21 protein-coding genes are annotated in these 25,204 nt (G+C 64.7%); 17 read left to right on the forward strand and 4 right to left on the reverse strand.

What is annotated here, in order from left to right:
* The first annotated feature begins 35 nt into the window (after positions 1 to 35).
* Positions 36 to 725: an OmpA family protein gene (locus tag Y88_RS11680; RefSeq protein WP_008069468.1), complete on the forward strand. Its 690-nt coding sequence runs from the start codon at positions 36 to 38 to the stop codon at positions 723 to 725.
* 80 nt (positions 726 to 805) lie between these two features.
* On the opposite strand, the gene Y88_RS11685 is transcribed toward Y88_RS11680, so the two are convergent.
* Positions 806 to 1,582 carry a 3'(2'),5'-bisphosphate nucleotidase CysQ gene (locus Y88_RS11685; RefSeq protein ID WP_008069469.1) on the reverse strand — a complete coding sequence of 259 codons (777 nt, stop codon included), beginning with the start codon at positions 1,580 to 1,582 and terminating at the stop codon, positions 806 to 808.
* 480 nt (positions 1,583 to 2,062) lie between these two features.
* On the opposite strand from Y88_RS11685, the gene sucC reads away from it, so the two are divergent.
* The 3 genes from sucC to mgtA all read left to right on the forward strand — a co-directional run bounded on the left by sucC (position 2,063) and on the right by mgtA (position 6,823).
* Positions 2,063 to 3,262, forward strand: coding sequence for an ADP-forming succinate--CoA ligase subunit beta (sucC, locus tag Y88_RS11690; RefSeq protein WP_008069471.1), 1,200 nt, complete (start codon positions 2,063 to 2,065; stop codon positions 3,260 to 3,262).
* A gap of 3 nt (positions 3,263 to 3,265) precedes the next feature.
* Entirely contained in the window at positions 3,266 to 4,156 is an 891-nt protein-coding gene (sucD, locus tag Y88_RS11695) for a succinate--CoA ligase subunit alpha (protein ID WP_008069472.1), read from the forward strand.
* 129 nt (positions 4,157 to 4,285) lie between these two features.
* A complete protein-coding gene (mgtA, locus tag Y88_RS11700) occupies positions 4,286 to 6,823 on the forward strand; it encodes a magnesium-translocating P-type ATPase (protein ID WP_232281045.1) in 2,538 nt (845 codons plus the stop codon).
* Positions 6,824 to 6,826: 3 nt separating this feature from the next.
* Here the strand turns inward: mgtA and Y88_RS11705 are convergent, their stop codons facing one another.
* The gene (locus Y88_RS11705) at positions 6,827 to 8,239 is read right to left on the reverse strand and encodes a helix-turn-helix domain-containing protein (protein ID WP_008069474.1); all 1,413 of its coding nucleotides are present in this window, start codon (positions 8,237 to 8,239) and stop codon (positions 6,827 to 6,829) included.
* Between the two features lie 132 nt (positions 8,240 to 8,371).
* Between Y88_RS11705 and Y88_RS11710 the strand changes: the two genes are divergently transcribed.
* The 7 genes from Y88_RS11710 (at position 8,372) to Y88_RS11740 (ending at position 17,426) form a co-directional block, all read left to right on the forward strand.
* Positions 8,372 to 9,898 carry an acyl-CoA carboxylase subunit beta gene (locus Y88_RS11710; protein ID WP_008069478.1) on the forward strand — a complete coding sequence of 509 codons (1,527 nt, stop codon included), beginning with the start codon at positions 8,372 to 8,374 and terminating at the stop codon, positions 9,896 to 9,898.
* Between the two features lie 29 nt (positions 9,899 to 9,927).
* Positions 9,928 to 10,365: a methylmalonyl-CoA epimerase gene (gene mce / locus Y88_RS11715; RefSeq protein ID WP_008069480.1), complete on the forward strand. Its 438-nt coding sequence runs from the start codon at positions 9,928 to 9,930 to the stop codon at positions 10,363 to 10,365.
* A 68-nt stretch (positions 10,366 to 10,433) separates the two neighbouring features.
* On the forward strand, positions 10,434 to 12,572 hold the full coding sequence (gene scpA / locus Y88_RS11720) for a methylmalonyl-CoA mutase (RefSeq protein ID WP_026166935.1): 2,139 nt from the start codon (positions 10,434 to 10,436) through the stop codon (positions 12,570 to 12,572).
* A 6-nt stretch (positions 12,573 to 12,578) separates the two neighbouring features.
* Positions 12,579 to 13,379, forward strand: a complete 801-nt coding sequence (locus tag Y88_RS11725; protein ID WP_008069484.1) for a heme-dependent oxidative N-demethylase family protein — start codon at positions 12,579 to 12,581, stop codon at positions 13,377 to 13,379.
* Positions 13,380 to 13,493: 114 nt separating this feature from the next.
* Positions 13,494 to 15,515: an acetyl-CoA carboxylase biotin carboxylase subunit gene (locus Y88_RS11730; protein ID WP_008069486.1), complete on the forward strand. Its 2,022-nt coding sequence runs from the start codon at positions 13,494 to 13,496 to the stop codon at positions 15,513 to 15,515.
* Between the two features lie 232 nt (positions 15,516 to 15,747).
* Positions 15,748 to 16,494 (forward strand): electron transfer flavoprotein subunit beta/FixA family protein, encoded by a 747-nt coding sequence (locus tag Y88_RS11735; protein WP_008069487.1) that lies wholly within the window; start codon positions 15,748 to 15,750, stop codon positions 16,492 to 16,494.
* Positions 16,494 to 17,426, forward strand: coding sequence for an electron transfer flavoprotein subunit alpha/FixB family protein (locus Y88_RS11740; protein WP_040702536.1), 933 nt, complete (start codon positions 16,494 to 16,496; stop codon positions 17,424 to 17,426). Before Y88_RS11735 ends, Y88_RS11740 begins: the two co-directional genes overlap by 1 nt.
* A gap of 250 nt (positions 17,427 to 17,676) precedes the next feature.
* On the opposite strand, the gene Y88_RS11745 is transcribed toward Y88_RS11740, so the two are convergent.
* Complete coding sequence (locus Y88_RS11745) at positions 17,677 to 18,057, reverse strand: UrcA family protein (RefSeq protein WP_232281046.1); 381 nt, start codon at positions 18,055 to 18,057, stop codon at positions 17,677 to 17,679.
* A gap of 114 nt (positions 18,058 to 18,171) precedes the next feature.
* On the opposite strand from Y88_RS11745, the gene Y88_RS11750 reads away from it, so the two are divergent.
* The 6 genes from Y88_RS11750 (at position 18,172) to Y88_RS11770 (ending at position 24,741) form a co-directional block, all read left to right on the forward strand.
* Positions 18,172 to 19,569 (forward strand): aminotransferase-like domain-containing protein, encoded by a 1,398-nt coding sequence (locus Y88_RS11750; RefSeq protein ID WP_332306351.1) that lies wholly within the window; start codon positions 18,172 to 18,174, stop codon positions 19,567 to 19,569.
* A 131-nt stretch (positions 19,570 to 19,700) separates the two neighbouring features.
* Positions 19,701 to 19,907 carry a hypothetical protein gene (locus tag Y88_RS19200; RefSeq protein WP_157132641.1) on the forward strand — a complete coding sequence of 69 codons (207 nt, stop codon included), beginning with the start codon at positions 19,701 to 19,703 and terminating at the stop codon, positions 19,905 to 19,907.
* A gap of 235 nt (positions 19,908 to 20,142) precedes the next feature.
* The gene (locus Y88_RS11755; protein WP_018076120.1) at positions 20,143 to 21,870 is read left to right on the forward strand and encodes a WD40 repeat domain-containing protein; all 1,728 of its coding nucleotides are present in this window, start codon (positions 20,143 to 20,145) and stop codon (positions 21,868 to 21,870) included.
* Positions 21,867 to 22,439 (forward strand): NADPH-dependent FMN reductase, encoded by a 573-nt coding sequence (locus tag Y88_RS11760; RefSeq protein WP_008069507.1) that lies wholly within the window; start codon positions 21,867 to 21,869, stop codon positions 22,437 to 22,439. The genes Y88_RS11755 and Y88_RS11760 overlap by 4 nt, the downstream gene beginning before the upstream one ends.
* Positions 22,440 to 22,444: 5 nt before the next feature.
* Positions 22,445 to 23,467, forward strand: a complete 1,023-nt coding sequence (locus tag Y88_RS11765; RefSeq protein ID WP_198133353.1) for a formylglycine-generating enzyme family protein — start codon at positions 22,445 to 22,447, stop codon at positions 23,465 to 23,467.
* Entirely contained in the window at positions 23,464 to 24,741 is a 1,278-nt protein-coding gene (locus tag Y88_RS11770) for an ATP-grasp domain-containing protein (protein ID WP_008069509.1), read from the forward strand. Before Y88_RS11765 ends, Y88_RS11770 begins: the two co-directional genes overlap by 4 nt.
* On the opposite strand, the gene Y88_RS11775 is transcribed toward Y88_RS11770, so the two are convergent.
* The gene (locus Y88_RS11775; RefSeq protein WP_008069511.1) at positions 24,710 to 25,189 is read right to left on the reverse strand and encodes a GNAT family N-acetyltransferase; all 480 of its coding nucleotides are present in this window, start codon (positions 25,187 to 25,189) and stop codon (positions 24,710 to 24,712) included. The genes Y88_RS11770 and Y88_RS11775 overlap by 32 nt on opposite strands.
* Positions 25,190 to 25,204: the final 15 nt, after the last annotated feature.

Raw genomic sequence — 25,204 nt, forward strand, 5'->3', positions numbered from 1 at the left:
CTTGCGCTCGGGCTGATTGGAAAAGGGGATTGGAGATGAAGTTTCGTCGGGCACTGGTTGCCTCGCTCTGTACGGTCTCGCTGCTGGCGACCTCGGCGTGTGTTACCGATCCCAACACCGGCCAGAAGAAAGTGTCGCGGACCGCGATCGGCGCGGGGGCGGGTGCTCTGGGCGGCCTCTTGATCGGTGGTCTCATCGGCGGCGGCACGGGCCGCATCATCGGCGCGGGCATCGGCGGCATTGCCGGGGCTGCGGTCGGCTATACGATGGACAAGCAGATCAAGGAGCTGAAGGAAAAGACCGCAGGCAGCGGAGTCGACGTGAAGTCGGTCGACGATGGTCAGGCCATTCTGGTCAACCTGCCGAGCGGGGTCACGTTCGACACCGACAGCACCGTGATCAAGCCGGGTTTCCGCGATACGCTCGACAAGGTGGCTGATAGCCTCAACCGCTATCCCAACTCGCTGATCGACGTTTATGGCCATACCGATTCGACCGGTTCGGACGCTTATAACCAGACGCTGTCCGAAAACCGCGCGCGCGTGGTTGCCGACTATCTCTCGTCGAAGGGGGTGTCCTCGGCACGCATCCGGAGCACCGGTTTCGGCAAGACCCAGCCGGTCGCCTCGAATGATACGCCCGAAGGCCGCGCGGCCAATCGTCGCGTCGAGATCAAGATCGTGCCGGTGACGCAGGACGAAGTCTCGCGCGCCAAGGGCCAGTAAGACGGGGGGGCCAGCAAGACCGAAGGCAGATCCCGCGGCGATCGGTTCGTCGCGGGATGATGCCGGAATGGGCTCGGATATTAGGCCAGTTTGGCCGCGCGGTCGGCCAGGCGCTCGACCGCTGCGGCATGGATGGCCGGCGCTGTCACCAGCAGGCCGAAAGCGCGCGGATCGCGCTTGTTGAAGCCGAACGGTTTGCCAAAGGCATCGGTGACCGCCGCTCCCGCTTCGCGTGCGATCAGGCAGGCGGCGGCGATGTCCCATTCGAAGCCCCAGCGCAGAGTCGCCAGAATATCCGCTTCGTCGGCGGCGACCATGGCAATGCGCAGGGCGATCGAATTGGGTTTGTCGACCATGACCAGATCCCGGTCGATTTCGGGCAGGCTGTCGGTCGGAATGCGCGACCCGACAAATTCGGTCCGCGTGCTCGCAACCAGAGGCAGGCCGTTGCGGGTGGCCCCGCGTCCGGCGGTCGCCATCCAGAATTCGCCGCGTGCGGGGGCGTCGAGCAAGCCGATCAGGGCGCGCCCTGCGCTCACCAGCGCGACCGAGACGCACCACCCCGTGCGTCCGTGGACGAAATCGCGCGTGCCGTCGATCGGATCGACCACCCAGCACAATCCGCGTCCGAGGCGATCGGGGTGGTCGGCGGTTTCCTCCGACAACCAGCCCGCGCTCGGCAGAAGCCGCTTCAATTCATGCTTGAGATACGTGTCGATCGCGATGTCGGCTTCGCAGACCGGACTGCCCGGCGTCTTTTCCCAGACGCGCAATTCGTGCCCCTGGCCGGGCCAATGGGCCATGGCCATCTGACCGGCCTTGCGCACGATCTCTTGCAGATGGGCGTAATCGAGCATGTCGTGTGGCGATGGGGCAAGCGCGGGGCCAAAGCAAGAGGGAGGGATGGCGGGGGATCGCGCGCGATCTTGTTACTCATTCGTATGCGCTCTTGGCTCACGGCATGAGAAGCGTAGCGTGCAGTGCGGCAAGAGAGTCCTTCCCAAGCGGCTAATCGTATGCTTAAGGACTGGGTCGTAAACACATAATTGGCACCACAAAGGGTTGCCGCAATACGGTCTGCCGCATGAGGTCCGGGCGTTCGTCCGGGTCTTGCGTGGGGAGAGAGGACGCAAGGAAATGGCGATATCTGATGCCCTCATTGCCAGGCAAATCCCGATCCCGAATGCGCGCGTGATTCGTACCGCGGCTCTGCCGCTGCCTTGCCGTGCCCTGCTCGCACGGACTTCAGCCGATGGGTTTACAGCCTCGCCAATCCCGGTCCGGCCCGCGGGCCCGGCCGTTCTTTCCTCCCACACACATTCTGCGGGGAACTTCGCATGAACGTACACGAGTATCAGGCCAAGGAATTGCTCGCCAAATTCGGCGTCAATATCCCGGCGGGCATTCCCGCGCTGACCGTCGAGGAAGCGGTGGAAGCCGCCAAGCAGCTGCCCGGGCCGGTTTATGTGGTCAAGGCACAGATCCATGCCGGCGGTCGCGGCAAGGGCAAGTTCAAGGAACTCCCCGCTGACGCCAAGGGTGGCGTGCGTCTCGCCAAGACGATCGGGGAAGTCGAAACCCATGCCCGCGAAATGCTGGGCAACACGCTGGTCACCGTGCAGACCGGGGAAGCGGGCAAGCAGGTCAATCGCCTCTATGTCACCGACGGCGTCGACATCGCCAAGGAATACTACCTCTCGCTGGTGGTCGATCGCGGTACCGGACGCGTCGCGCTGATCGTGTCGACCGAAGGCGGCATGGATATCGAGGAAGTCGCCCACTCGACCCCGGAAAAGATCACCACGATCGTGATCGATCCGGCACAGGGCTTCATGCCGCACCACGGCCGCGCCGTCGCATTCGCGCTCAAGCTGTCGGGCTTCCTCAACAAGCAGGCGCAGCAGCTGGCCAAGAGCCTCTACGAAGCGTTCGTCTCGCTCGATTGCGCCATGCTCGAAATCAATCCGCTGGTCGAAACCAGGGACGGGCAGCTGCTGGTCCTCGACGCCAAGCTGAGCTTCGATTCGAACGCGCTCTATCGCCACCCCGAGGAAGTCGTGCTGCGCGACGAGACCGAGGAAGACCCGGCCGAGATCGAGGCGTCGAAGTACGACCTTGCCTATATCAAGCTCGACGGCAACATCGGCTGCATGGTCAACGGCGCGGGCCTTGCCATGGCGACGATGGACATCATCAAGCTCAACGGCGAATTCCCCGCGAACTTCCTCGACGTGGGCGGCGGCGCGACCAAGGAAAAGGTCACGGCCGCGTTCAAGATCATTCTCAAGGACCCGGCGGTGAAGGGGATCCTCGTCAACATCTTCGGCGGGATCATGAAGTGCGACATCATTGCTGAAGGCATTGTCGCGGCGGCCAAGGAGGTGAACCTTTCGGTGCCGCTGGTGGTGCGTCTCGAAGGCACCAACGTGGAGAAGGGCAAGGAAATCCTGACCCACTCCGGTCTCCCCATCGTTCCCGCGAACGATCTTGGCGACGCGGCCAAGAAGATCGTCGCCGAAGTCCAGAAGGTTGCCTGAACAATGTCGATTCTCGTCAACAAGGACACCAAGGTCATCACGCAGGGGATGACCGGCAAGACCGGCACTTTCCATACCCAGCAGGCACTTGCCTATGGCACGCAGATGGTCGGCGGCGTCACGCCGGGCAAGGGCGGCAGCACCCACGAGGACACCGGGCTTCCGATCTGGGACACCGTTGCGGAAGCGAAAGCAGCGAGCGGTGCGACCGCCTCGGTCATCTACGTTCCGCCGCCGTTCGCGGCCGATTCGATCCTCGAAGCGATCGACGCCGAGATCGAACTGATCGTTGCCATCACCGAAGGCATTCCGGTGCTCGACATGGTGCGGGTAAAGCGCGCGCTTCAGGGATCGAAGTCGCGCCTGATCGGTCCGAACTGCCCCGGCGTGCTGACGCCCGGCGAATGCAAGATCGGCATCATGCCCGGCTCGATTTTCCGCAAGGGTTCGGTCGGCGTGGTCTCGCGCTCGGGCACGCTTACCTATGAAGCGGTGTTCCAGACTTCGAACATCGGCCTTGGCCAGACCACCGCAGTCGGCATCGGCGGCGACCCGGTCAACGGCACCAACTTCATCGACGTCCTCGAACTCTTCCTCGCCGACGAGGAAACCAAGTCGATCATCATGATCGGCGAAATCGGCGGCAACGCGGAAGAACAGGCCGCGCAGTTCCTCAAGGACGAAGCCAAGCGCGGTCGCAAGAAGCCGATGGTGGGCTTCATTGCCGGGCGTACGGCTCCTCCGGGCCGTCGCATGGGCCATGCCGGGGCGATCGTCTCGGGCGGCCAGGGCGGCGCTGAAGACAAGATCGCGGCGATGGAAGAAGCGGGTATCCGCGTCAGCCCCTCGCCCAGCCTTCTGGGGGAAACCCTGGCGGAAGTGCTCAAGGGTTAACATCCTGTCATGATGTGACTTTTGGAATGGGCCGGGTGAAAATCCGGCCCTTTTGTCATGGCGAACCTTCGTGCTTGCTCCCGATCAAGGCAGGGGCCATGCAGTCGGGCATTGGCGCGGAGCATGGCGATGACCGATCACGAAACCGTAGAGTTCTGGCAACGCGATGCCGAGGCGAATCTCGCCGCGCTCGATGCCCACCGCGAAGGCCTGACCGACGCGCAAGTCGAGGAACGGCGCGAACGCTATGGACGCAATGCCCTGCCTGACGGGCACCGCCGGCCTGTCTGGGTCGATTTCCTGCGCCGCATGGGCAATCCGCTGGTGCTCATCCTGCTGGCATCGTCGGCGATCGCGGGCGTGACCGGTGATGTCGTCAGCTTTGTTATCATCCTGGCCATCGTGGCGCTTTCGACCGTACTCGACACGATACAGGAACGCCGGGCGGCGGCGACGGCCGAGGCGCTCAAGCGCGCGATCGCCCTGACCGCACGGGTCTTGCGCGATAGTGTCTGGGCCGAACGTCCGGTCGATGAAATCGTGCCGGGGGACATCGTCAGCCTTGCGGCCGGGGATCTCGTTCCTGCCGATGGAGTGGTGCTCACCGCCAATGCCGCGCAAGTCAACCAGGCGGCGCTGACCGGCGAATCCTATCCGGTTGAAAAGCACGTGGAAGCCGATTCCCGGGCGGGCATGGCCGATGCGGCGAATCTCATGCTGAGCGGCAGTTCGCTGATCGGCGGTACCGTGACCATGCTCGCGGTCGAGACCGGCGCCCGCACGCGGTTCGGCCGGATCGCCAGTTCGCTGGGCGGCAATGCGGAAGTGACCGCATTCGAAATCGGGTTGCGCCGCTTCGGCCTGCTGATCGCGCGTCTCACGGTGTTCCTGGTCCTGTTCGTGCTGCTCGCGCGGCTGGCGCTCGGGAAACCACCGCTCGAATCCTTCCTCTTCGCCATGGCGCTGGCGGTGGGGCTGACGCCCGAACTGCTCCCGATGATCGTCACCATCACGCTGGCGCGCGGCGCGCAGCGCATGGCGGAGGCCAAGGTGGTGGTGAAGCGACTGTCGGCGATCCACGACCTTGGCGAAATGGACGTCCTGTGTACCGACAAGACCGGCACGCTGACCGAAGCGCGGATCGCCCTTGTCGGTCATCCCGGCATCGAAGGCAGCGACCGCGACCGGGTATTCGAACTGGCGGCAGTCAATGCCCGGTTCGAGACCGGGCTCAAGAGCCCGCTCGACGAAGCCCTGCTGGGACATGGAACCCCGCCCGGTTTCGAGGACTGGATCAAGCTCGACGAGCGTCCGTTCGATTTCGAACGGCGGCGCGTTTCGGTGCTGGCCGAGCGCAAGGGCGAGCGGATCGAGATCATCAAGGGCGCGCCCGAGACCGTGCTCGGCCTGTGCTCGCGGCTCGAACTGGCGAGCGGAACCGTCGTTGCCCTGACCCAGGCGCACAAGGACGAGGCCGAGGCGCTGGTCGCGGCGCGCGCTGCCGAAGGCCTGCGTCTGCTTGGCGTCGCGTGGAAGGAGGCGGCCGGGCGCGAGACTATCGATACCGATGACGATGACGGGCTGGTCTTTGCCGGATGGTGCGTCTTCGTCGATCCGCCCAAGGCCAGTGGGCCGGCTGCGCTCGCCCGGCTGGCCGATGCCGGGGTGCGGGTGAAACTGGTGTCGGGCGATGCGGCAGCGGTGGCGCAACATCTGGCGCGCCAGATCGGGCTTCCGGCCGAGGCCGTGCTGACGGGCGAGGAAATCGCCCACATGTCCGAAGGCGCGCTTGCCGTGCGCGCCGAGGAAGTCGACCTCTTCGCGCGGGTCAGCCCCGATCAGAAGCTGCGCATCGTCCGGGCGCTCAAGGCACGCGGACACACGGTGGGGTTCATCGGCGACGGTATCAACGACGCGCCCGCGATCCGCACGGCCGACGTCGGCCTGTCGGTCGATGGCGCCACCGATGTCGCGCGCGAGGCGAGCGACATGATCATGCTTGCGCCCGACCTGTCGGTCCTTGCCGACGGCATCGTCGAAGGGCGGCGGACTTATGCCAATATCATGAAGTATCTGCGCATGGGCACCAGTTCCAATTTCGGGAACATGCTGACCATGGCGCTGGCTTCTCTGGTGCTGCCGTTCCTGCCGCTGACAGCGGTGCAGGTTCTGCTCAACAATCTGCTCTACGACCTGTCGCAGACCGGCATTCCTTTCGACCACGCCGATCCGCCGCTGCTCAAGCGGCCCCATTCGTGGGACATGCGGGCACTGGTGCGGTTCACCGCGATCATGGGGCCGCTGTCGTCGGTTTTCGACCTCGCCACGTTCGGCCTGCTGCTGTTCGTCTTCCACGCCGATGTGGCGACGTTCCGTGCCGCATGGTTCGTCGAATCGATGGCGACCCAGGTGCTGGTCGTCATGGTCATCCGCACGGCCGGGGCCGCCTGGAGCCTGCCGCCGCACCGCGCGCTGGTCATGACGGCCCTGGGCAGTCTGGCGGTCGCTCTGGTGCTGCCGTTCCTGCCGCTTGCTCCGCTGCTCGGCTTCGCGCCGCTCGGCTTGCGCGAAAGCCTCGGGATCGCGGGGCTGGTCGCGGGCTATCTCGTCTGTGCCGAAGGGCTCAAGCGCTGGGCCCTGCCCAAGGCGGAACGCGCCCTGGGCTGAGCGTCAGGGTTCGACGACGTGATAGGGGACCAGATCGCGGCGCAGGGGATCGACGACGATCGCCTTGTCGCTCGGAGGAAAGGCGCGCTGGTCGCAATGGTCGCGCGGGCAGATGCGGCATGAGGCGCCGATGCGCGTGACTGCATCGTCGTTGGCCAGATTGAGCCCGTCGGCATAGATGAATTCGGCCGCATGGGCCGCTTCGCAGCCCAGCGCTACGGCATAGCGGCGCGGCGGGCGGTAATAGCTGCCTGAAGGCTTCACCAGTCCCTTGGCCAGCGAGACATAGCGCGTGCCGTCGGGCATTTCGGCCAGCTGGACATGGATGCGGTCGGGAATGGCGGCGGCCTCGTGGACGATCCACAAGGGGCAGGCCCCGCCGAAGCGGCCGAATTGCATGCGCGTTGCCGAATGCCGCTTGGTGATGTTGCCCGCCATGTCGACCCGGCAGAAATAGACCGGAATGCCGCGAGCGCGCGGGCGTTGCAGCGTCGACAGCCGGTGGCAGGTCTGTTCGAAACTGGTGTGGAACATCTGTCGCAGGCGGTCGATGTCGTGGCGCAATTCGCGCGCGGCCATGCGGAACCGTTCATAGGGCATGAGCAAGGCCCCGGCCGCATAATTGCCGAGCCCGATGGTCAGGATATGGCGCGCCGCTGCGCTCTCGAGGCCGCTTTCCTCGACGATCGCGCCGATCTGCTGCGAAAGCGCGAGCGCGGCGACTTGCCAGGCGAGCTGGAACCGGCCGCTTTCGATCGGCTGCGTCGAATCGAGTTCGAGATGGCGCCGTTGCGCGTCGAAGCGCCGCATCGGCCCCCCGCTTTGCCAGGCGATGCTGACCCCGTTGGCGCGCAGCCAGTTCTGCATCGACTGGACGCGCGGGGAAATGTCGTCGCCCGCGATGTCGGCGGCCAGCGCCTCTGCCTCGCGGTCGAGCGGATCGACGTAATTGTTCGCCTGATGGAACCAGTCGCGCACTTCCTCCCACGGCAGGCGGCCCCCGGCGGCCAGGCTCGACCCGATGGCTTCGTCCATCATGTCGAGCCGCAGCCGGGTCTGGGCGTGAAGCGCGTGGAGTTGCACGAAGCGTTCGGCAAAACCGGGGAACTGCAAGGCGAGCCGTTCGACCTGCTCGCCGGGAAGGTCGCCGGGCAATTGTGGATCGGCAAGAGCCTCGTGCAGCGTGCGGATCAGTTCGTCGCCGCCCGATGGCGCAAGGTCGACCCAGTCCACCGGGAATGCGGAGCGCAGCGAATCAGCGAGAGCGGGCGTCAGGTGACGTTCGTCGTTTTCGAGCTGCGAGAGATAGGACGCGCTGATCCCCAGGGCCTCGGCCATTTCGACTTGTCGCATGGCGCGACGCTGGCGCAATGCGCGCAACTGCGTTCCTGCAAACAGCCTCTGACGCTGCGTCATCGTCGTTCCCGCCCCCTCATGTTTGCAAAGTCTGGCTTTGCAACTTCGCAGATTAACAATGGACACGCGTCAAGCAATGCGCCATCGCCACGCAATCGTATTTATTTTCGGGTAGAGGCAGCAAGGCAGGACATGTCCGCGAACATTGCCGAAATGGAAAAGCGCCGCGAAGCGGCCCGTATGGGTGGCGGTCAACGCCGTATCGATGCACAGCATGCCAAGGGCAAGCTGACCGCGCGTGAGCGGCTCGACGTGCTGCTCGACGAGCACAGCTTCGAAGAGATCGACGCCTACGTCGAACACAACTGCGTCGATTTCGGGATGCCCGATTCGACCATCCCCGGCGACGGGGTGGTGACCGGATCGGGGACCATCAACGGTCGTCTCGTCTTCGTGTTCAGCCAGGACTTCACCGTGTTCGGTGGCGCCGTGTCCGAACGTCACGCCATGAAGATCTGCAAGATCATGGACATGGCGATGAAGGTCGGCGCTCCGGTGATCGGTCTCAATGACTCGGGCGGCGCGCGCATTCAGGAAGGCGTGGCCAGCCTCGGCGGCTATGCCGAAATCTTCCAGCGCAACGTCAACGCCTCGGGCGTGATCCCGCAGATCTCGCTGATCATGGGGCCTTGCGCGGGTGGTGCGGTCTATTCGCCGGCAATGACCGACTTCATCTTCATGGTGAAGGATTCGAGCTACATGTTCGTCACCGGTCCCGACGTCGTGAAGACCGTGACCAACGAAATCGTGACGCAGGAAGAGCTGGGCGGTGCGGTCACGCACACGACCAAGACCTCGGTCGCCGACCTGGCTTGCGAAAACGACATCGAAGCCCTGCTTCAGGTGCGCGAATTCTTCGACTTCCTGCCGCAGTCGAACACTTCGGGCGTGCCCGACCGTCCGACTTCGGATCCGTGGGATCGTCTGGAAAACAGCCTCGACACGCTGATCCCGGCGTCGCCGACGCAGCCCTACGACATGCACGAAGTGATCCGGAAGGTCCTCGACGAGGGCGAATTCTTCGAGATCCAGCCCAAGCATGCGGGCAACATCATCTGCGGCTTTGGTCGTATCGAAGGCAAGACCGTGGGTGTCGTCGCCAACCAGCCGCTGGTGCTGGCAGGCGTGCTCGACATCAACTCGTCGAAGAAGGCGGCGCGTTTCGTCCGCTTCTGCGACGCGTTCGAAATCCCGATCGTGACGTTCGTCGACGTGCCTGGCTTCCTTCCCGGCACGGCGCAGGAACACAACGGCATCATCAAGCACGGCGCCAAGCTGCTGTTTGCCTATGCCGAAGCGACCGTGCCCAAGATCACCGTCATCACCCGCAAGGCCTATGGCGGCGCCTATGACGTCATGGCGTCCAAGCACTTGCGCGGCGACCTCAACTACGCATGGCCGACTGCCGAAATCGCGGTCATGGGCGCCAAGGGCGCGGTGGAAATCATTTTCCGCGGTCTCGATGCCGAAGGTATCGCGCAAAAGACCAAGGAATACGAAGATCGCTTCGCCAATCCCTTCGTCGCTGCGTCGAAGGGCTTCATCGACGAAGTGATCCACCCGCATTCGACGCGTCGCCGCATTGCGCTCGGTTTGCGCAAGCTGCGCAACAAGGCGCTCGAGAACCCCTGGAAGAAGCACGACAACATCCCGCTCTGAGGCGTGGATCAAGGTTGGAGCCGGATGCCATGAAACTGGGTCGTCTGAACCATATCGGCGTTGCCACGCCCGATCTGGATGCCTCGATCGCGTTCTATCGCGATGTGCTGGGCGCAACCGACATCACCGAACCTTTCGTTCTCGATGAACAGAAGGTTCGCGTGTGTTTCGTCAATACGCCGGGCGAGGACGGCACCGCGGGCACGCAGATCGAACTGCTGCAGCCCACGGTTCCCGATTCCGCCGTCGGCAAGTGGCTGGAAAAGAACCCCCTCGGGGGCCAGCACCACATTTGCTACGAAGTGTCCGACATCATGGCCGCCAAGGCCTGGTTCGAGGCCAAGGGCAAGAAGGTGCTGGGCGAGCCGCGCATCGGTGCCCACGGCACCCCCATCTTCTTCGTTCACCCGAAGGACATGGGCGGTCAGCTGACCGAAATCATGGAAACGCCGAAAGAGGCACATTGACCTGTCGTCTGCTTGGTCCCGCCTGATCCGATCAGGCGCGGCCGGGCGGGGCACGCATGGGGATGGATATGGCAAGTCTGGAAGACTGGCAGAAGCTCGCCGAAAAGGAAGTCAAGGGCCGCAACCTGACCTGGCAGACCCCGGAAGGGATCGCGGTCAAGCCGCTCTACACCGCACAGGACGTGACCGAAGAACCGGGGCTTCCCGGTTTCGCGCCGTTCACGCGCGGGGTTCGCGCCTCGATGTATGCCGGACGTCCCTGGACGATCCGCCAGTACGCGGGCTTTTCGACCGCCGAGGAATCGAACGCTTTCTACCGCCGCAATCTCGCGGCCGGGCAAAAGGGGCTGTCGGTCGCTTTCGACCTTGCCACCCATCGCGGCTATGACAGCGACCACCCGCGCGTGGTCGGCGACGTCGGCAAGGCGGGCGTTGCCATCGACAGCGTCGAGGACATGAAGATCCTGTTCGACGGGATTCCGCTCGACCAGATGTCGGTCTCGATGACCATGAACGGCGCGGTCATCCCCATTCTCGCCTTCTTCATCGTGGCGGGCGAGGAACAGGGGGTTCCCACCGAAAAGCTCGACGGGACGATCCAGAACGACATCCTCAAGGAGTTCATGGTTCGGAATACCTATATCTACCCCCCCGAACCGTCGATGCGCATCATTTCGGACATCTTTGCCTATACCAGCGCGAAGATGCCCAAGTTCAACTCGATCTCGATTTCCGGCTATCACATGCAGGAAGCCGGGGCGACGCAGGTCCAGGAACTCGCGTTCACCATTGCCGACGGCATGGAATACGTGAAGTATGGTGTCGCGTCGGGCCTCGACATCGACAAGTTTGCGGGGCGCCTGTCGTTCTTCTTCGCGATCGGCATGAACTTCTTCATGGAAGTGGCCAAGCTGCGTGCGGCCCGCGTGCTCTGGCACCGCGTCATGACCAAGCTCGGCGCGCAGGACGAACGTTCGAAGATGCTGCGCACGCACTGCCAGACTTCGGGCGTCAGCCTTCAGGAGCAGGACCCCTACAACAACGTCATCCGCACGACCGTCGAAGCGATGGCGGCGATGCTCGGCGGCACCCAGTCGCTGCACACCAACGCGCTTGACGAAGCGATCGCACTGCCGACCGATTTCTCGGCGCGCATTGCCCGCAACACCCAGATCATCATCCAGGAAGAAACGGGCATGTGCAATGTGGTCGATCCGCTCGGCGGGTCGTACTACATCGAGGCGCTGACCGGCGAACTGGTCGACAAGGCCTGGGAAATCATCGAGCGCGTTGATGCCGAAGGCGGCATGGCCAAGGCCGTCGGTGCCGGCTGGCCCAAGGCGATGATCGAGGAAGCGGCGGCTGCCCGTCAGGCCCGCGTCGACCGCGGTCAGGACGTGATCGTGGGCGTGAACAAGTATCGCCTCGAGAACGAAGACCTCATCGAAACGCTCGAAGTCGACAACCACGCGGTTCGCGAAGCGCAGATCGCCCGCATCCGCAAGGTGCGCGCCGAACGCGACGAGGCCAAGTGCCAGGCCGCGCTTGCCGCGCTGACCGAAGGGGCAAAGAGCGGCGCCAACCTGCTCGAACTCGCGGTCGAAGCAGCGCGTCACCGCGCCACGCTGGGCGAAATCTCCGATGCCATGGAAACGGTCTTTGGCCGCCACGGCACGGTGCCGACCCCGGTCAAGGGCGTCTATGGCGCAGCCTATACCGGTGACAGCCGGTTTCAGCAGGTTCTCGACGGCGTCCAGGCGGTCACGCGTCGCCTGGGTCGCAAGCCGCGCCTTCTGGTCGCCAAGATGGGCCAGGACGGCCACGATCGCGGCGCCAACGTCATCGCCTCGGCCTTTACCGACATGGGCTTTGAAGTGACCAGCGGTCCGCTGTTCCAGACCCCGACCGAAACTTGCGCGCTGGCGCTCGAAAAGGGCGTGGATGCGGTCGGCGCATCTTCGCTTGCCGCCGGTCACAAGACGCTGATCCCTGAACTCATCGGCCTTCTCCGCGACGCCGGACGCAGCGACATCAAGGTCGTTGCCGGCGGCGTGATCCCGCCGCAGGACTATGAATTCCTGCGCGAAGCCGGTGTGCAGGGGATCTATGGGCCGGGTACCAACGTGGTCGAATGCGCAGCCGACATGCTGCGCCTGCTCGGCCACAACATGCCCCCCGCCGGCGAGGCGCTGCTGGCGGCGGAGTAACGGCGAATGGCGTTGGGTTTCACGGTCGAGGATCTGGCAGGACGTGCCTGGATGGGCGGCGTTCGGCGCATGGGGCTGACCCGCGTCGAACCCTCCGAATGGCTCTGGCAGGATTTCGACCGGGACGCCCGCGCTGCGGTTTTCGACGCCCATCCCGATGCGGTGCAAGTCCTTCCCGAAGGACGGGCCGCAGCTGCCGAGGCGGCGCGGATGGTTGCCGGAACCGATGACTTTGCGACGGCTGCCCGGTCGGTGTGGGAGGATCTGTGCATTCTCTCCGACGACGGAAACGGGCATTACCGGCTGGTGGCCGGGGCACTCGGATTTCCGACCCACTGGGATCTGGGGGCCAAGATCGGGCAGGTGATGGACGTGATCCACGTTCCCATCCCCGGTTATGCCGAGCAGCTTTCGCAAGGGGTGAACCATTTCTTCCGCACGCTCGAAACCGGGCAGATTTTCGGGCGGTCGAACTGGTTCGTGGTGCCGACGGACAATTGGCGGTATCAGCCGAAGGGCGATCTTGTCGAACTCTTCGCGCATGTTACCGCCGAGAACGCCGGGGACATGCTGTTCGTCCGCAGCGAACGCCAGACGCTGCGACGGATGCCGGAAACCGGGGCGATGCTGTTCACCATCGGCATCGCGGTCGAACCGATTGCCGCAGTTTCCACCGAACTTGTCGGTCGCCTTGCCCAGGCGGCCGGGGTCATGGCCGAGGACGAAGTCAAGCGTCGCGGCAATGATCGTCTGATTGAAATTCTCGAGACATATGCCGCGCAGCGTGCCCGCGCTCAGGCAGCCTGAACCGGCAGGACCGGACAGGCCGTTCTGAACGAGGGTGCCCCTTCGGGAGAGGCCGGGGGCGGCAGATGAACCAACCGATTACGCCGCAAGGCGAGTGATGAAAGACGAAGAGTGATGTTCAAGAAGATCCTCATTGCCAATCGGGGTGAAATCGCCTGCCGCGTCATCAAGACCGCACGCCGCATGGGTATCCAGACGGTGGCCGTCTATTCCGATGCCGACGCCCGTGCGCCGTTCGTGCGCATGGCCGACGAAGCGGTTCACATCGGCCCCTCGCCCGCGGCGCAGTCCTATCTGATCGCCGACAAGATCATCGCCGCCTGCAAGGCGACCGGGGCCGAAGCGGTCCATCCCGGCTATGGCTTCCTGTCCGAACGCACGGCCTTTGCCGAAGCGCTGGCAGCGGAAAACATCGCGTTCATCGGCCCCCCCGTCGGCGCGATCGCCGCGATGGGTGACAAGATCGAATCGAAGAAGCTGGCCAAGGAAGCGGGCGTCAACGTCGTTCCCGGCTACGTCGGCGAAATCGACGACACCGACCATGCCGTGCGCATCTCGAACGAGATCGGCTATCCGGTGATGATGAAGGCTTCGGCCGGCGGCGGCGGCAAGGGCATGCGCCTTGCCTACAACGAAAAGGACGTGCGCGAAGGCTTTGAAAGCGTGAAGCGCGAAGGCCTGAACTCGTTCGGCGACGACCGCGTCTTCATCGAGAAGTTCATTCTCAACCCGCGCCACATCGAAATCCAGATCCTGGGCGACCAGCACGGCAACATCGTCTACCTGAACGAGCGTGAATGCTCGATCCAGCGTCGTCACCAGAAGGTCGTCGAAGAAGCGCCTTCGCCCTTCGTCAGCCCTGCCATGCGCAAGGCGATGGGCGAACAGTGCGTCGCACTGGCCCGTGCCGTGGGCTATTTCTCGGCCGGTACGGTCGAGCTGATCGTTTCGGGCGCGGACAAGACCGGCGAGAGCTTCTACTTCCTCGAAATGAACACCCGTCTCCAGGTCGAGCACCCGGTGACCGAAGCGATCACCGGCATCGACCTTGTCGAGCAGATGATCCGCGTCGCGGCGGGCGAAAAGCTTCCCTTCGCGCAGGACGACATCAAGATCGACGGCTGGTCGATCGAGAACCGCGTCTATGCCGAAGACCCCTATCGTGGCTTCCTGCCCTCGACCGGTCGCCTCGTGCGCTACAAGTCGCCGGTTCCGGGCTGGGAAGATGACGGCGAAGGCAACGGTCGTCGCGGCATCGACGGCGTGCGCATCGACGACGGCGTCTATGAAGGCGGCGAAGTGTCGATGTTCTACGACCCGATGATCGCCAAGCTGATCACCTGGGGCAAGACCCGCGACGAAGCGGCCGACAAGCAGATCACCGCGCTCGACGCGTTCGAGATCGAAGGCCTTGGCCACAACATCGATTTCGTCAATGCGATCATGCAGCATCCGCGGTTCCGTTCGGGCGAACTGACCACCGGCTTCATCGCCGAGGAATATCCCGAAGGGTTCCACGGGGCGCCTGCCTCGGATGAACTCAAGCGCAGCCTTGCCGCGATTGCCGGTTTCCTCGCGACGGCGCGTGCGGACCGCTCGCGCCGCGTCGACGGCCAGCTCGGCGATCGTCTCGATCCGCCGGCAGAATGGGTCGTCACTTTCGACAAGCAGGGCTTCGACGTCGTCCTTGATGCCGACAGCGTGACGGTCGATGGTTCGGCGGTCGAACTTGCTCTCGAATACACCCCCGGCGACCGTTTCGTTCATGCCGAAGTGGCCGGTGAACCGCTGACCGTGAAGATCGAGAACTGGCGCACCGGTTTCCGTCTGACCACGCGCGGCGCGATCCACGAAGTGGGCGTCCTGCCCAAGAGCGTGGCGCATCTGGCCGGGCACATGATCGAAAAGATCCCGCCGGATCTTTCGAAGTTCCTGATCTGCCCGATGCCGGGTCTGCTCGTTGCGCTCCATGTCCAGGAAGGCGATTCGGTCGAAGCCGGTCAGCCGCTGGCCGTGGTCGAAGCGATGAAGATGGAAAACATCCTGCGCGCTGAAAAGGCGGGCAAGGTGAAGACCGTCAACGCGAAGGCGGGCGAAAGCCTTGCGGTCGACGCCATCATTCTCGAGATGGAATAAGACGGAATAGGGGGGCGCCGCGGTTCAAACCGCAGCGCCCTTCCGGGTCCGATCCCTGGAGCCGGGGCAGACTGTGAGATTCACCGAATCCCGCAGCTTGCCCCGGCTTTTTGCTGGCCGAAAGTCGCAGACGCGACGGGCCGGAATCCACTTTTTTGCCCCTTCATTCCATTTGACGTTTACGTAAGCTGGAATTAGAGGGCAGTCATCACGACAGGAAAGGCCACCAAGCATGAAGGCGCTGGTCACGGTAAAGCGAGTGATCGACTACAACGTGAAGCCGCGAGTGAAGGCGGACGGCACGGGAGTTGATCTTGCGAACGTCAAGATGAGCATGAACCCGTTTGACGAGATCGCGGTTGAAGAAGCTATCCGCCTGAAGGAAAAGGGCGTTGTTTCGGAAGTCGTGGTTGTGTCTGTGGGGCCTGCGAAGGCGCAGGAAACGCTGCGCACGGCGCTGGCGATGGGTGCGGACCGAGCGATCCTGGTATCGACGGACGACGAGGTTGAGCCTTTGGGCGTTGCCAAGATCGTGAAGGCGATTGCGGCGGAGGAAGCGCCGGGTCTGATCATCACGGGCAAGCAGGCGATCGACGACGACGCGAACCAGACGGGGCAGATGATTGCCGCGCTGCTGGGGCGTCCGCAGGGGACCTTTGCGAACGAAATCAGCGTCGAAGGCGATTCGCTGGTAGTGAAGCGCGAGATCGACGGCGGTCTTGAAACGGTGAAGCTGGCGCTGCCTGCGGTGGTGACGACCGACCTTCGCCTGAACGAGCCGCGTTATGCGAGCCTGCCCAACATCATGAAGGCCAAGTCGAAGCCTTTGGCGACGAAGAGCCCGGCCGATTACGGGGTCGATGTGGCACCGCGTCTCAAGACGCTCAAGGTCGGTGAGCCGCCGGTTCGCCAGGCCGGGATCAAGGTCGCGGACGTCGACGCGCTGGTGGGCAAGCTCAAGGAACTGGGAGTAGCGTGATGACCAAGGTTCTCGTTTGGGTCGAACATGACGGCGCCGTGGTCAAGGACGCGACGCTTTCGGCGGTGACGGCGGCCGCGCAACTGGGCGAAGTGGTGGCGCTGGTGGCCGGTTCGGGCGTCGACGGCGTTGCGGCGGCGGCGGCACAGATCGAAGGCGTGGCCAAGGTGGCGAAGGCCGACGATGCGGCTTATGCCCATGCCCTGGCCGAAAACGTCGCGCCGCTGGTGGTCGCGCTGATGGCCGATTACGACGCGTTCGTGGCGCCCGCGACGACGACGGGCAAGAACATCGCACCGCGCGTTGCCGCGCTGCTCGACGTGATGCAGGTGTCGGACATCCTGTCGGTCGAAGGCCCCAAGACGTTCACGCGCCCGATCTATGCGGGCAACGCGATCGCGACGGTCGAGGCGACCGATGCCAAGCTGGTGGTGACGGTGCGCGGCACGGCCTTTGCCAAGGCCAATGCGACCGGCGGCAGCGCTGCGGTCGAAGCGGTTGCGGGGCCGGGCGAAGCGGGTCTTTCGACGTATGTCGGTTCGGAAATCGCCAAGTCGGAACGTCCGGAACTGACCAGCGCGAAGATCATCGTTTCGGGTGGTCGCGCGCTCAAGGACGCGCCGACCTTTGCCGCGACGATCACGCCTCTTGCCGACAAGCTGGGCGCGGCGATCGGCGCGAGCCGCGCGGCGGTCGATGCCGGTTACGTTCCCAACGACTATCAGGTCGGGCAGACGGGCAAGATCGTGGCTCCCGAAGTCTATGTCGCGGTCGGCATTTCGGGCGCGATCCAGCACCTTGCAGGGATGAAGGACAGCAAGACCATCATCGCGATCAACAAGGACGAAGACGCGCCGATCTTCCAGGTCGCCGACATCGGCCTCGTTGCGGACCTGTTCACCGCAGTTCCCGAGCTGGTTTCCAAGCTCTGAGATCGCGTAGGGCGCGCAGAACCTCCGTTCACGTCGCCACCCCGGACTTGATCCGGGGTCCCGCTTCGACCGCTTGAGCAGGCTTCGAAGTCCGGCCAAGTGGAAGCGGGACCCCGGGGCGGAGCCCGGGGTGACGGATGTGGAGCGAATGGTTTGCCCATGAAAAAGGCCTCGCCGGGAACGGCGGGGCCTTTTTGCGTTCGGGAAAAGAAGCCCCGTCCGCACAGGACGGGGCCTGAGTGCACCGGGATCAGCGGGGTTGCGTCGCTAGGACCGGAGTCCGGAGTTGGGCGAGAGCGGTCTTGACCGCATTCGACCAGCAGGGGCTTTCGCGAGTGCTGCGCTTGATCTCGGCGAGGGAAAAGGCGCTGGCGCCGCACGCTTCCAGAGCCGCCGTTTCGATACGGTGGCGGATGGCGGCAGCAGCAGCGGGGCTGGTGTCGTGGTTTCGGATATGGACCGGGATCCGGATCGTTTCCATGTCCGCTGCCGGTGCTGCGTGGGCAGCCGGGCTCCCGATGGCGATTGCGACCACGATGCTGAGGCCCACGACGGCCGGAGCGAGCGCCGCGAAAGTCAACAGACCGGAAAAGTCGAACCGGGCCAATGCAGGCCGGAGAAGGCGGAACATGGAGTGTCTCCCTTGGTGTTTGCAGGGGGACGTGTGCCGTGAAAGCACTGGTGCAGACAGGCACAGATCAATACAATGAGTCCGAACTGTACTGTTTGGATTATCAATACGGTTATGGCTGATATGCTTCCCGGTTCCGGTGGTGAAACCCGCGTCGGACAGATCGTTGCTCTTGTGCGCGGGCGGATCGAGCGGCGTGTGCTGCTGCCCGGCGCACGTCTGCCGTCGGTCCGGGCCATGGCCGAAACGACCGGCTTTTCAAAATCCACCGTGGTCGAGGCCTATGATCGTCTCGCGGCCGAAGGAGTGATCCGCGCGCGGCCGGGATCGGGGTTCTTCGTGGCCGCCCCGCTGGCGCCGCTCGCAGTTGCCGATGTCGAGCAGGCCCCGCGCCGGGACATCGATCCCGTCTGGATGCTGCGCCGCTCGATCGAGGACCTGCCGGGGGCCATTCGTGCGGGGTCGGGGACTTTGCCGACCGACTGGTTGGCAGGCGAAGCCATGCGCAAGGCGATGCGGGCTGCTGCGCGAGGGAACACCTTGCCCAGTGCCGATGTCAGTGTGCTCGGCTATGGTCCGATGCGGGCCTTGCTCAGCCGCCGGATGCTCGAACAGGGGGTGGAAGCGAGCCCGGACCAGATCCTGCTGACCGAAAGCGGGACGCATTCTCTCGACCTTGTCTGCCGGTTCCTGTTGCAGCCGGGGGATACGGTCCTGCTCGACGATCCGTGCTTCTTCAATTTCCTCGCGCTGTTGCGGGCCCATCGCGCGCGCGTGGTGGCCGTGCCGATGACGCCGCAGGGGCCCGACCTTGCCGCCTTTGCCGAAGTCGTCGCGCGCGAGAAACCGCGCCTCTACATCACCAATTCGGCAGTCCACAATCCGACCGGGGCGACCCTGTCGGCAACGCACGCCCACCGGGTGCTCAAGATCGCCGAAGCGGCCGACATGCTGATCGTCGAAGACGACATCTTCTGCGATTTCGAACATGTCACGGCGTCCCGCTATGCCGCTTTCGACGGGCTCGACCGGGTGATCCGCATCGGCAGCTTTTCCAAGACTGCGACGAATGCCCTGCGTTGCGGCCATGTCGCCTTGCGTGCGGACTGGGTGGAATCGCTGGCCGACTTGCGTCTGGTCACGACTTATGTGGGCAATCCGCTTGGCGCGGAATTGCTGGCGGCGATGGTGACGGACGGGTCCTATCGCCATCACATGGACATGGTGCGCAACCGGCTGGCGCGGGCCATGGCGCGGGTGGTGCGGCGGCTGGGCGATCTCGGGCTGGAGCCGTGGACGGTTCCTGCTTGCGGCATGTCGCTGTGGGTGCCCTTGCCGGGCGGCCTCGACGCTTCGGTCCTGGCCGGGGAAGCGTTGGAAGAAGGGATCGTGCTTGCTCCGGGCGCGGTTTTCAGCCCTCGCGGCGGGTGGAACGACCATGTCCGCCTCAATGTCACGCAATGCGACGATCCGCGTTTCTATGCTTTTCTCGCGCGGATGTGCGCAAGCTGAGCGGCAAGGCGTTGCCGGGTGTGATGAAAACCGGCAAGATATTGCCACATAACGATAATTTCATGAAAAATGCGCCTTTTGAACCGTTCTTTCAGCGGGAACCGTTTCCGCGTTCCCGAAGGAGAATGATCATGGGTATGCGCGTAGGTGGCGCTGCATCCGGAGCCGCCATGGCGGCCTGGAAGTCGCAGGTCAGCAATACCGCCGCTTCGTCGGCGACCACGGCCGCCAGCGGCACCGCAGCCAAGGCTGCCCCCGCCCAGGCTTCAGCCGACCAGCAGGCACAGGCTGCCATGCAGGCGCTGGCGACCGGCAGCACGGTCAACATCATGGCCTGATACCGGAACCCGGTGCGTTTGACGCATCGGGTTTCGGTATAAGCCCGCGCGGCGCTTGAGCGTGGGCATGTCTTGATGGGTTCCGCTCATCGAGACCCGACGCAACGCCTGAACCGGGCTGCTTCTGCGGAAGTGTGCCGGTTCAGGTCTCCACGCGGGAAAGAAAGGGAGGTTCGGACCCTGTCTTTCCCGCGTCAGCCCTGTCGCCCGTGTCATCCGGGCAAGGAGCCCTATCATGCATCATGTCGGTCCGATTGCGGGGGCGGCGGCCCATGGCTCGTGGGTGGCGACCGCCGGTTATGACAATCGCCTGATCCTGTGGGACGGCGCGACCCGCGTCGCAGTGGCGCGCGCCAATCACGATCATCTCGTCAATGCCTGCGATTTCAGCCACGATGGACGCTGGCTGGTTTCGGCGAGCAGCGATTATTCGGCGCGGGTGTGGTCGTTGCCGGATCTGCGGCTTTCGGTCGTACTGGCGGGCCACGGCGATGACGTCGACATGGCGCGGTTTTCGCCCGACGACAGCCTGATCGCGACTTGTGCGCTCGATCGGCTCGTCCGGGTCTTCGGTGCGGACGGCACGCTGCATCATGTCATGGCCGGACATACCGGCAATGTGCTCGCGCTTGCCTGGATCGACGCAGATCGTTTCGTGACGACCAGTGTCGATGGCACCTTGCGGGAATGGCACGCGCGCGAGGGAACCTGCCTGCGCGTGGTGCCGGTCGGGATGCGCACCGATTGCGTCGCCATTGCCCCGGCCGATACCGTTGCGGGCGGCACCATCATTGCCGGGGACGATCTCGGGCGTATTGCCGTGCTGCAAGGTGCGGGGGCGCCACCCGTGTTCACCCCCGGCCATCGCGCGGGGATCAAGAAGCTGATGCTGTCGCGCGACGGCACCCGACTGGTGACGCTGGGCTATGACCGCGCGCTCGGCGTCTGGGATTTCATGGGCGGAACCCCGCGTCTTGTCGCGATGTGCGACGTGCCTGCGCCGATCTGGGCCCGGGCGGCGGCGGTCCTTTCCGATGGGCGGATCGCGGTCGGTACGTTCGGGGGCACTTATGCCGTGTTCGATCCCGTCAGCGGCGTTTGGGATTGTGAAGGCGTGGAAGCGGGACCGGCGATCAATGCCCTGGCCGAACGCGACGGCGCGATTGTCGCGGTGGGGGACGCGGGAACGATCATGACCGACGGCGTCGCCGGGCGCTCGCTCGGCAGCCTGTGCAATTTCGTCCTGCCGCTGGGGGAACGGATCTTTGCCGGGGGGCATCTGGGCGAGCTTTACGATGCCGACAGCGGGCGCGTGGTCCATCGCCATCATGCTCCGCTCAATTGCGGTGTCGCCTTCCGTCGGGGCGGTGTCCCGCATTTCGCGGTCGGCACCTATACCGGCGAAATCCTGGTTTTCTCGCTGGTCTGCCCGGCCTTGCCGATGCCGCGCTTGGTGGCGACGCTGCCGGTCCACGGCAATGCGATCAAGGCGCTGGCGGTGGGCGGCGGTTCGCTCTTTTCGGTCTGCGCCAATGGCACCATCGCCTGGCATGCTTGCGAAACGCTGGTCGAGACGCACCGGATCGAGCGGGCACATACGCGCATCGCCAATGCGGCGGTAGCCTTGGGCGATGGCGGTTTCGCCAGTGTCGGGCGCGACCGGATGCTGCGCCTGTGGTTGCCGGGCGGCGATGTGGCGATCGAAACCCCACATCCCAATTCGGTCAAGGCACTGGCCGCGAGCCCCTGTGGCCGCTGGCTGATCTCGGGCAGCTATGGCGGGACGGTCGTGGTGTACGATCGCGCGATCATGGCCTTCCTGCCGATGCGGCGGATCAGCAAGGCGGGGATTTCCGCACTGATCTGGTCCGGGCGCGACAAGGGCTTCGTCGCCGCGGACTATGAGGGCGTGCTCCATGTCGTCGCCTTGCCCGGCGCCGTCGCGGAAAGGATGGCGGCGTGACCCGTATCCTGCTCGTTTGCGGCAGCCAGCGGGCGGGCTCGCTCAATGCCTTGCTGTTGCGCGGACTGGCCACGGCCTTGCCCGACACTGTGCAGGCCGATTTCCTGCGGGCCGAAGACGTGGATCTGCCGCTTTACCATGGCGATCTCGAAAGCGATCCGGCCCTGCGGACCCGCTTGCGCCGGGTTCATGCCCGATTTTGCGATGCCGATGCGCTGATCCTTGCCAGTCCCGAATTCAACGGGGCGATGACGCCCTTTCTCAAGAACCTTATCGATTGGGTCTCGCGCCTGCCCTACCTCGATGGAACGGCGGCCAATGCCTTTGCCGACAAGCCGGTTCTTCTTGCCGGAGCTTCGCCGGGATGGAGCGGCGGCGCGGTCGGCATTCCCGCTCTGCGTGCGGTGATGGGCTATGTCGGGGGTCTCGTCTTCGGCGAGACAATCACGGTTCCCTATGCCGATCGCGCGCTTGCCGCCGACGGCACGCTCGACCCCGCCTTTGCCGGAACCTGGTGGCGCGATTGCGTCGGGCGCTTTGCCGCCCTCGCCGCCACTCTGAAAGGATGATTGCAATGAATATGCAGCCCTTGCGCTGGCATGTGCCTCACCTTGATCACGGCCTCTGTTCCAGCGGGACGATGACCGACCGTGAACGGTTGAGCTTGCCCGAGTGTTTTGTCATGACTGACCTGCAACGGCTGGTCATTGCCGCCACGGCGGATTTGCGGCTCGAACCCGTGCCGATGCTGCTGGTCCTGCTTGCCGATCCCGAAGCGACTTTGCCGATGCGGATTGCGGCGGGGAACCTCCTCGCACTGGCGGGGGATCCGCGTATCGACCCGCTGGCCCCCGACATGATCGATATTGCAGGCGGCGACGTGGCGATCGGGCTGGCGGTCGAGGAAATCGATACCGTCACGGCCTGGTTCGCGCATCTGGGCATCGACCGCAGCTGGATCGCCAAGGAAGCGCCGCGCCATGTCCGCCGCCTCGCGCCCTATCGTCTGGCGCGTTATCCGGTGACCAATGCCGAATATCGCCTGTTCCTCGTCGAAACCGGGCACAGCGACTTGCCGACGAGCTGGGCCTTTCGCCGTTATCCCTCCGAACGGGCCAATCATCCCGTCTATACGGTCTCGCCCGCCTCGGCGCAGGCCTATGCCGCGTGGTTGTCGGATCGGGCGGGCCGGGCCTTTCGCCTGCCGAGCGAGGCCGAATGGGAATATGCAGCAGCAGGGCGCGACGGGCTCGAATTTCCCTGGGGCGATTGTTTCGATCCCGCCCTTGCCAATACGGCCGAATGCGGATTGCTGGACACATCGCCCGTCGGGGCGTTCGTGGGTGGGGAATCGCCTTTCGGATTAAGCGACATGGGCGGCAATGTCGAAGAATATGTCGCCGACGATTACGCGGCCTATCCGGGCGGAGAGACCATTGCCGACCACCTGAGCCAGATTCACGGGCGCTATCGCGTGGCGCGCGGCGGCGGTTTTTCCCGTTTTGGCGATCTGGCGCGGACACGGCGGCGGCATGGTCACAACCCGAAATCGGCAACTTATGCCATGGGCTTCCGTCTGGCGGAGACGCCGCGATGAGCCATCTTCTCATCGTCGACTTGCCCGGCGGCAACGACAGCGACATTCTGCTCGCCGCGATCGAGGGCGGCCACCGCTTCACGTTCGTGACGGCCGATCCGGCGCATTATCGTGAACAGCCCGCGATTGCCGCGCTGCTCGAACGCGCCGAAGCCGTGCTGGCGATGCCGACCGACGGCGCGCAATGGACCTCGCGCCTGCTTGGCGTGCATGAAGCCGATCCGTTCGATGCGGTGCTATGCCTGCAGGACTTGCGGCTGGTCGAAAGCGCGGAAGCGGCCCGGGCGATGGGGCTCGCCCATGTGTCTCCCGATGTTGCCCGGCTTTGTCGCGACAAGGCGGCGGTGCGGGACCGGCTGGCGGGGGCAGGACTGGCGCAGCAGACGCCGTTCGAACGGGTCGAGCCGGGCGCGGATGCCGGGGCACGACTGCTGGCGGCGGTGGAGCGGGTGGGACTTCCCGCCATCGTCAAGCCGATCGACGGCTTTGGCTCGCAGCATGTCTTTGCCTTGCGCTCAAAGGCTGACCTTTGCGTTTTGCAACAGCTTGCCGATCTCGTTGCCGAAGGGCCGGGGGACTATGGGCTGGGCATCGCCGCGTGTGGGGCCCTGCTGGTCGAACGGCTGCATGAAGGGCCCGTGATCGGCTGCGACGTGATGCGTGCCCATGGGCAGCAGGTCCTGCTGGGCGTCAATGACAAGGTCATGGCCGCGCCGCCCTCGTTCGCCATTCTGGGGGGCTGCTTCACGGCGGACACCGGACAGTTCGCCGATCTTGATCGCTGGCTCGGGGCTCTGCTCGATGCCGTGGGCTTCGATTTCGGCGCCGCGCATGTCGAACTGGTGATGACGGCGGAGGGGCCTTGTCTGGTAGAGATCAATCCGCGTCTGGTCGGAGCCCGCATCGCGCGTCTGATCAGCGCGGCGCGGCGGCGGTCGGTTCATGCGGACCTCATCGCACTCCATGGGCAAGGATGCTTGCCCGAACCGGCAGAGGAGCCGGGCCATGCGGCGACCCGCTGGCTGATCGCGCCGGAGGAAGGGGTTCTGGCGGGGATCGACTGGCCCGATTGCGATGACCCGGCCATGCTGTGCATCCTGCCCCATGTGTCGCCTGGCGACCATGTGCGGCCCGCTCTCGACAATGCCGATCGCCTGGGGTGCGTGATGACCTGTGGCCCCGACCGCGCGCGGATCCTGGCGCTGGCCGACCGGATCGTCGCCGAGGCGCGGGTGCGGCTGGTCAGCCGAGCCGAAGCGTCATGCACTGGCTGAACCCGTCGAGGACATAGTCGGCAAAGGGTTCGCAAGGGACGAACCCGTGCTTGCGATAGAGCGTGATGGCCGGGACGAACGGGCCGTCGCGCCCGGTCTCGAGGCTGACACGGGTATAGCCGCGTGCCCGCGCGATATTGAGCAGGTGAAGCAGCATCCCTTCGCCCACGCCCCGGCGCAGGAAGTCGGGGGCGACGCGCATGGATTTGAGTTCGCCGTGATCGGTGGACAGTGCGCGGATCGCGCCCATGCCCGCCAGGCGATCGTCGAGCCATGCCGAATAGAACGTGACGTCGGGCGCGCGCAGGCTTTCGATGGGCAGGGCATGGACTTTGCACGGTGGGCTCGCGGCGTGCATCCCGGTCAGGTGCAGGGCGACCAGCGCGCGAACCGCTTCGCCCGAGAGGTCGTCCTCGATGATCCGCAGATTGGTCACGCGTTCCTCCACTGGCAAGTCGGCCCG

The sequence above is a fragment of the Novosphingobium nitrogenifigens DSM 19370 genome (genome assembly GCF_000192575.1).
GTDB classification, from domain to species: Bacteria; Pseudomonadota; Alphaproteobacteria; order Sphingomonadales; family Sphingomonadaceae; genus Novosphingobium; species Novosphingobium nitrogenifigens.

Bases quoted from the DNA above. Each gene is read 5' to 3' on its own strand.
- Y88_RS11740 (WP_040702536.1), top strand. From the start codon at position 16,494: ATGACCAAGGTTCTCGTTTGGGTCGAACATGACGGCGCCGTGGTCAAG.
- sucD (WP_008069472.1), top strand. From the start codon at position 3,266: ATGTCGATTCTCGTCAACAAGGACACCAAGGTCATCACGCAGGGGATG.
- Y88_RS11710 (WP_008069478.1), top strand. From the start codon at position 8,372: ATGTCCGCGAACATTGCCGAAATGGAAAAGCGCCGCGAAGCGGCCCGT.
- Y88_RS11725 (WP_008069484.1), top strand. From the start codon at position 12,579: ATGGCGTTGGGTTTCACGGTCGAGGATCTGGCAGGACGTGCCTGGATG.
- Y88_RS11735 (WP_008069487.1), top strand. From the start codon at position 15,748: ATGAAGGCGCTGGTCACGGTAAAGCGAGTGATCGACTACAACGTGAAG.
- Y88_RS11730 (WP_008069486.1), top strand. From the start codon at position 13,494: ATGTTCAAGAAGATCCTCATTGCCAATCGGGGTGAAATCGCCTGCCGC.
- Y88_RS11765 (WP_198133353.1), top strand. From the start codon at position 22,445: ATGAATATGCAGCCCTTGCGCTGGCATGTGCCTCACCTTGATCACGGC.
- Y88_RS11680 (WP_008069468.1), top strand. From the start codon at position 36: ATGAAGTTTCGTCGGGCACTGGTTGCCTCGCTCTGTACGGTCTCGCTG.
- Y88_RS11685 (WP_008069469.1), bottom strand. From the start codon at position 1,582: ATGCTCGATTACGCCCATCTGCAAGAGATCGTGCGCAAGGCCGGTCAG.
- mgtA (WP_232281045.1), top strand. From the start codon at position 4,286: ATGACCGATCACGAAACCGTAGAGTTCTGGCAACGCGATGCCGAGGCG.
- Y88_RS11755 (WP_018076120.1), top strand. From the start codon at position 20,143: ATGCATCATGTCGGTCCGATTGCGGGGGCGGCGGCCCATGGCTCGTGG.
- Y88_RS11770 (WP_008069509.1), top strand. From the start codon at position 23,464: ATGAGCCATCTTCTCATCGTCGACTTGCCCGGCGGCAACGACAGCGAC.
- sucC (WP_008069471.1), top strand. From the start codon at position 2,063: ATGAACGTACACGAGTATCAGGCCAAGGAATTGCTCGCCAAATTCGGC.
- Y88_RS11750 (WP_332306351.1), top strand. From the start codon at position 18,172: ATGGCTGATATGCTTCCCGGTTCCGGTGGTGAAACCCGCGTCGGACAG.
- scpA (WP_026166935.1), top strand. From the start codon at position 10,434: ATGGCAAGTCTGGAAGACTGGCAGAAGCTCGCCGAAAAGGAAGTCAAG.
- Y88_RS11745 (WP_232281046.1), bottom strand. From the start codon at position 18,057: ATGTTCCGCCTTCTCCGGCCTGCATTGGCCCGGTTCGACTTTTCCGGT.
- Y88_RS11705 (WP_008069474.1), bottom strand. From the start codon at position 8,239: ATGACGCAGCGTCAGAGGCTGTTTGCAGGAACGCAGTTGCGCGCATTG.
- mce (WP_008069480.1), top strand. From the start codon at position 9,928: ATGAAACTGGGTCGTCTGAACCATATCGGCGTTGCCACGCCCGATCTG.
- Y88_RS19200 (WP_157132641.1), top strand. From the start codon at position 19,701: ATGGGTATGCGCGTAGGTGGCGCTGCATCCGGAGCCGCCATGGCGGCC.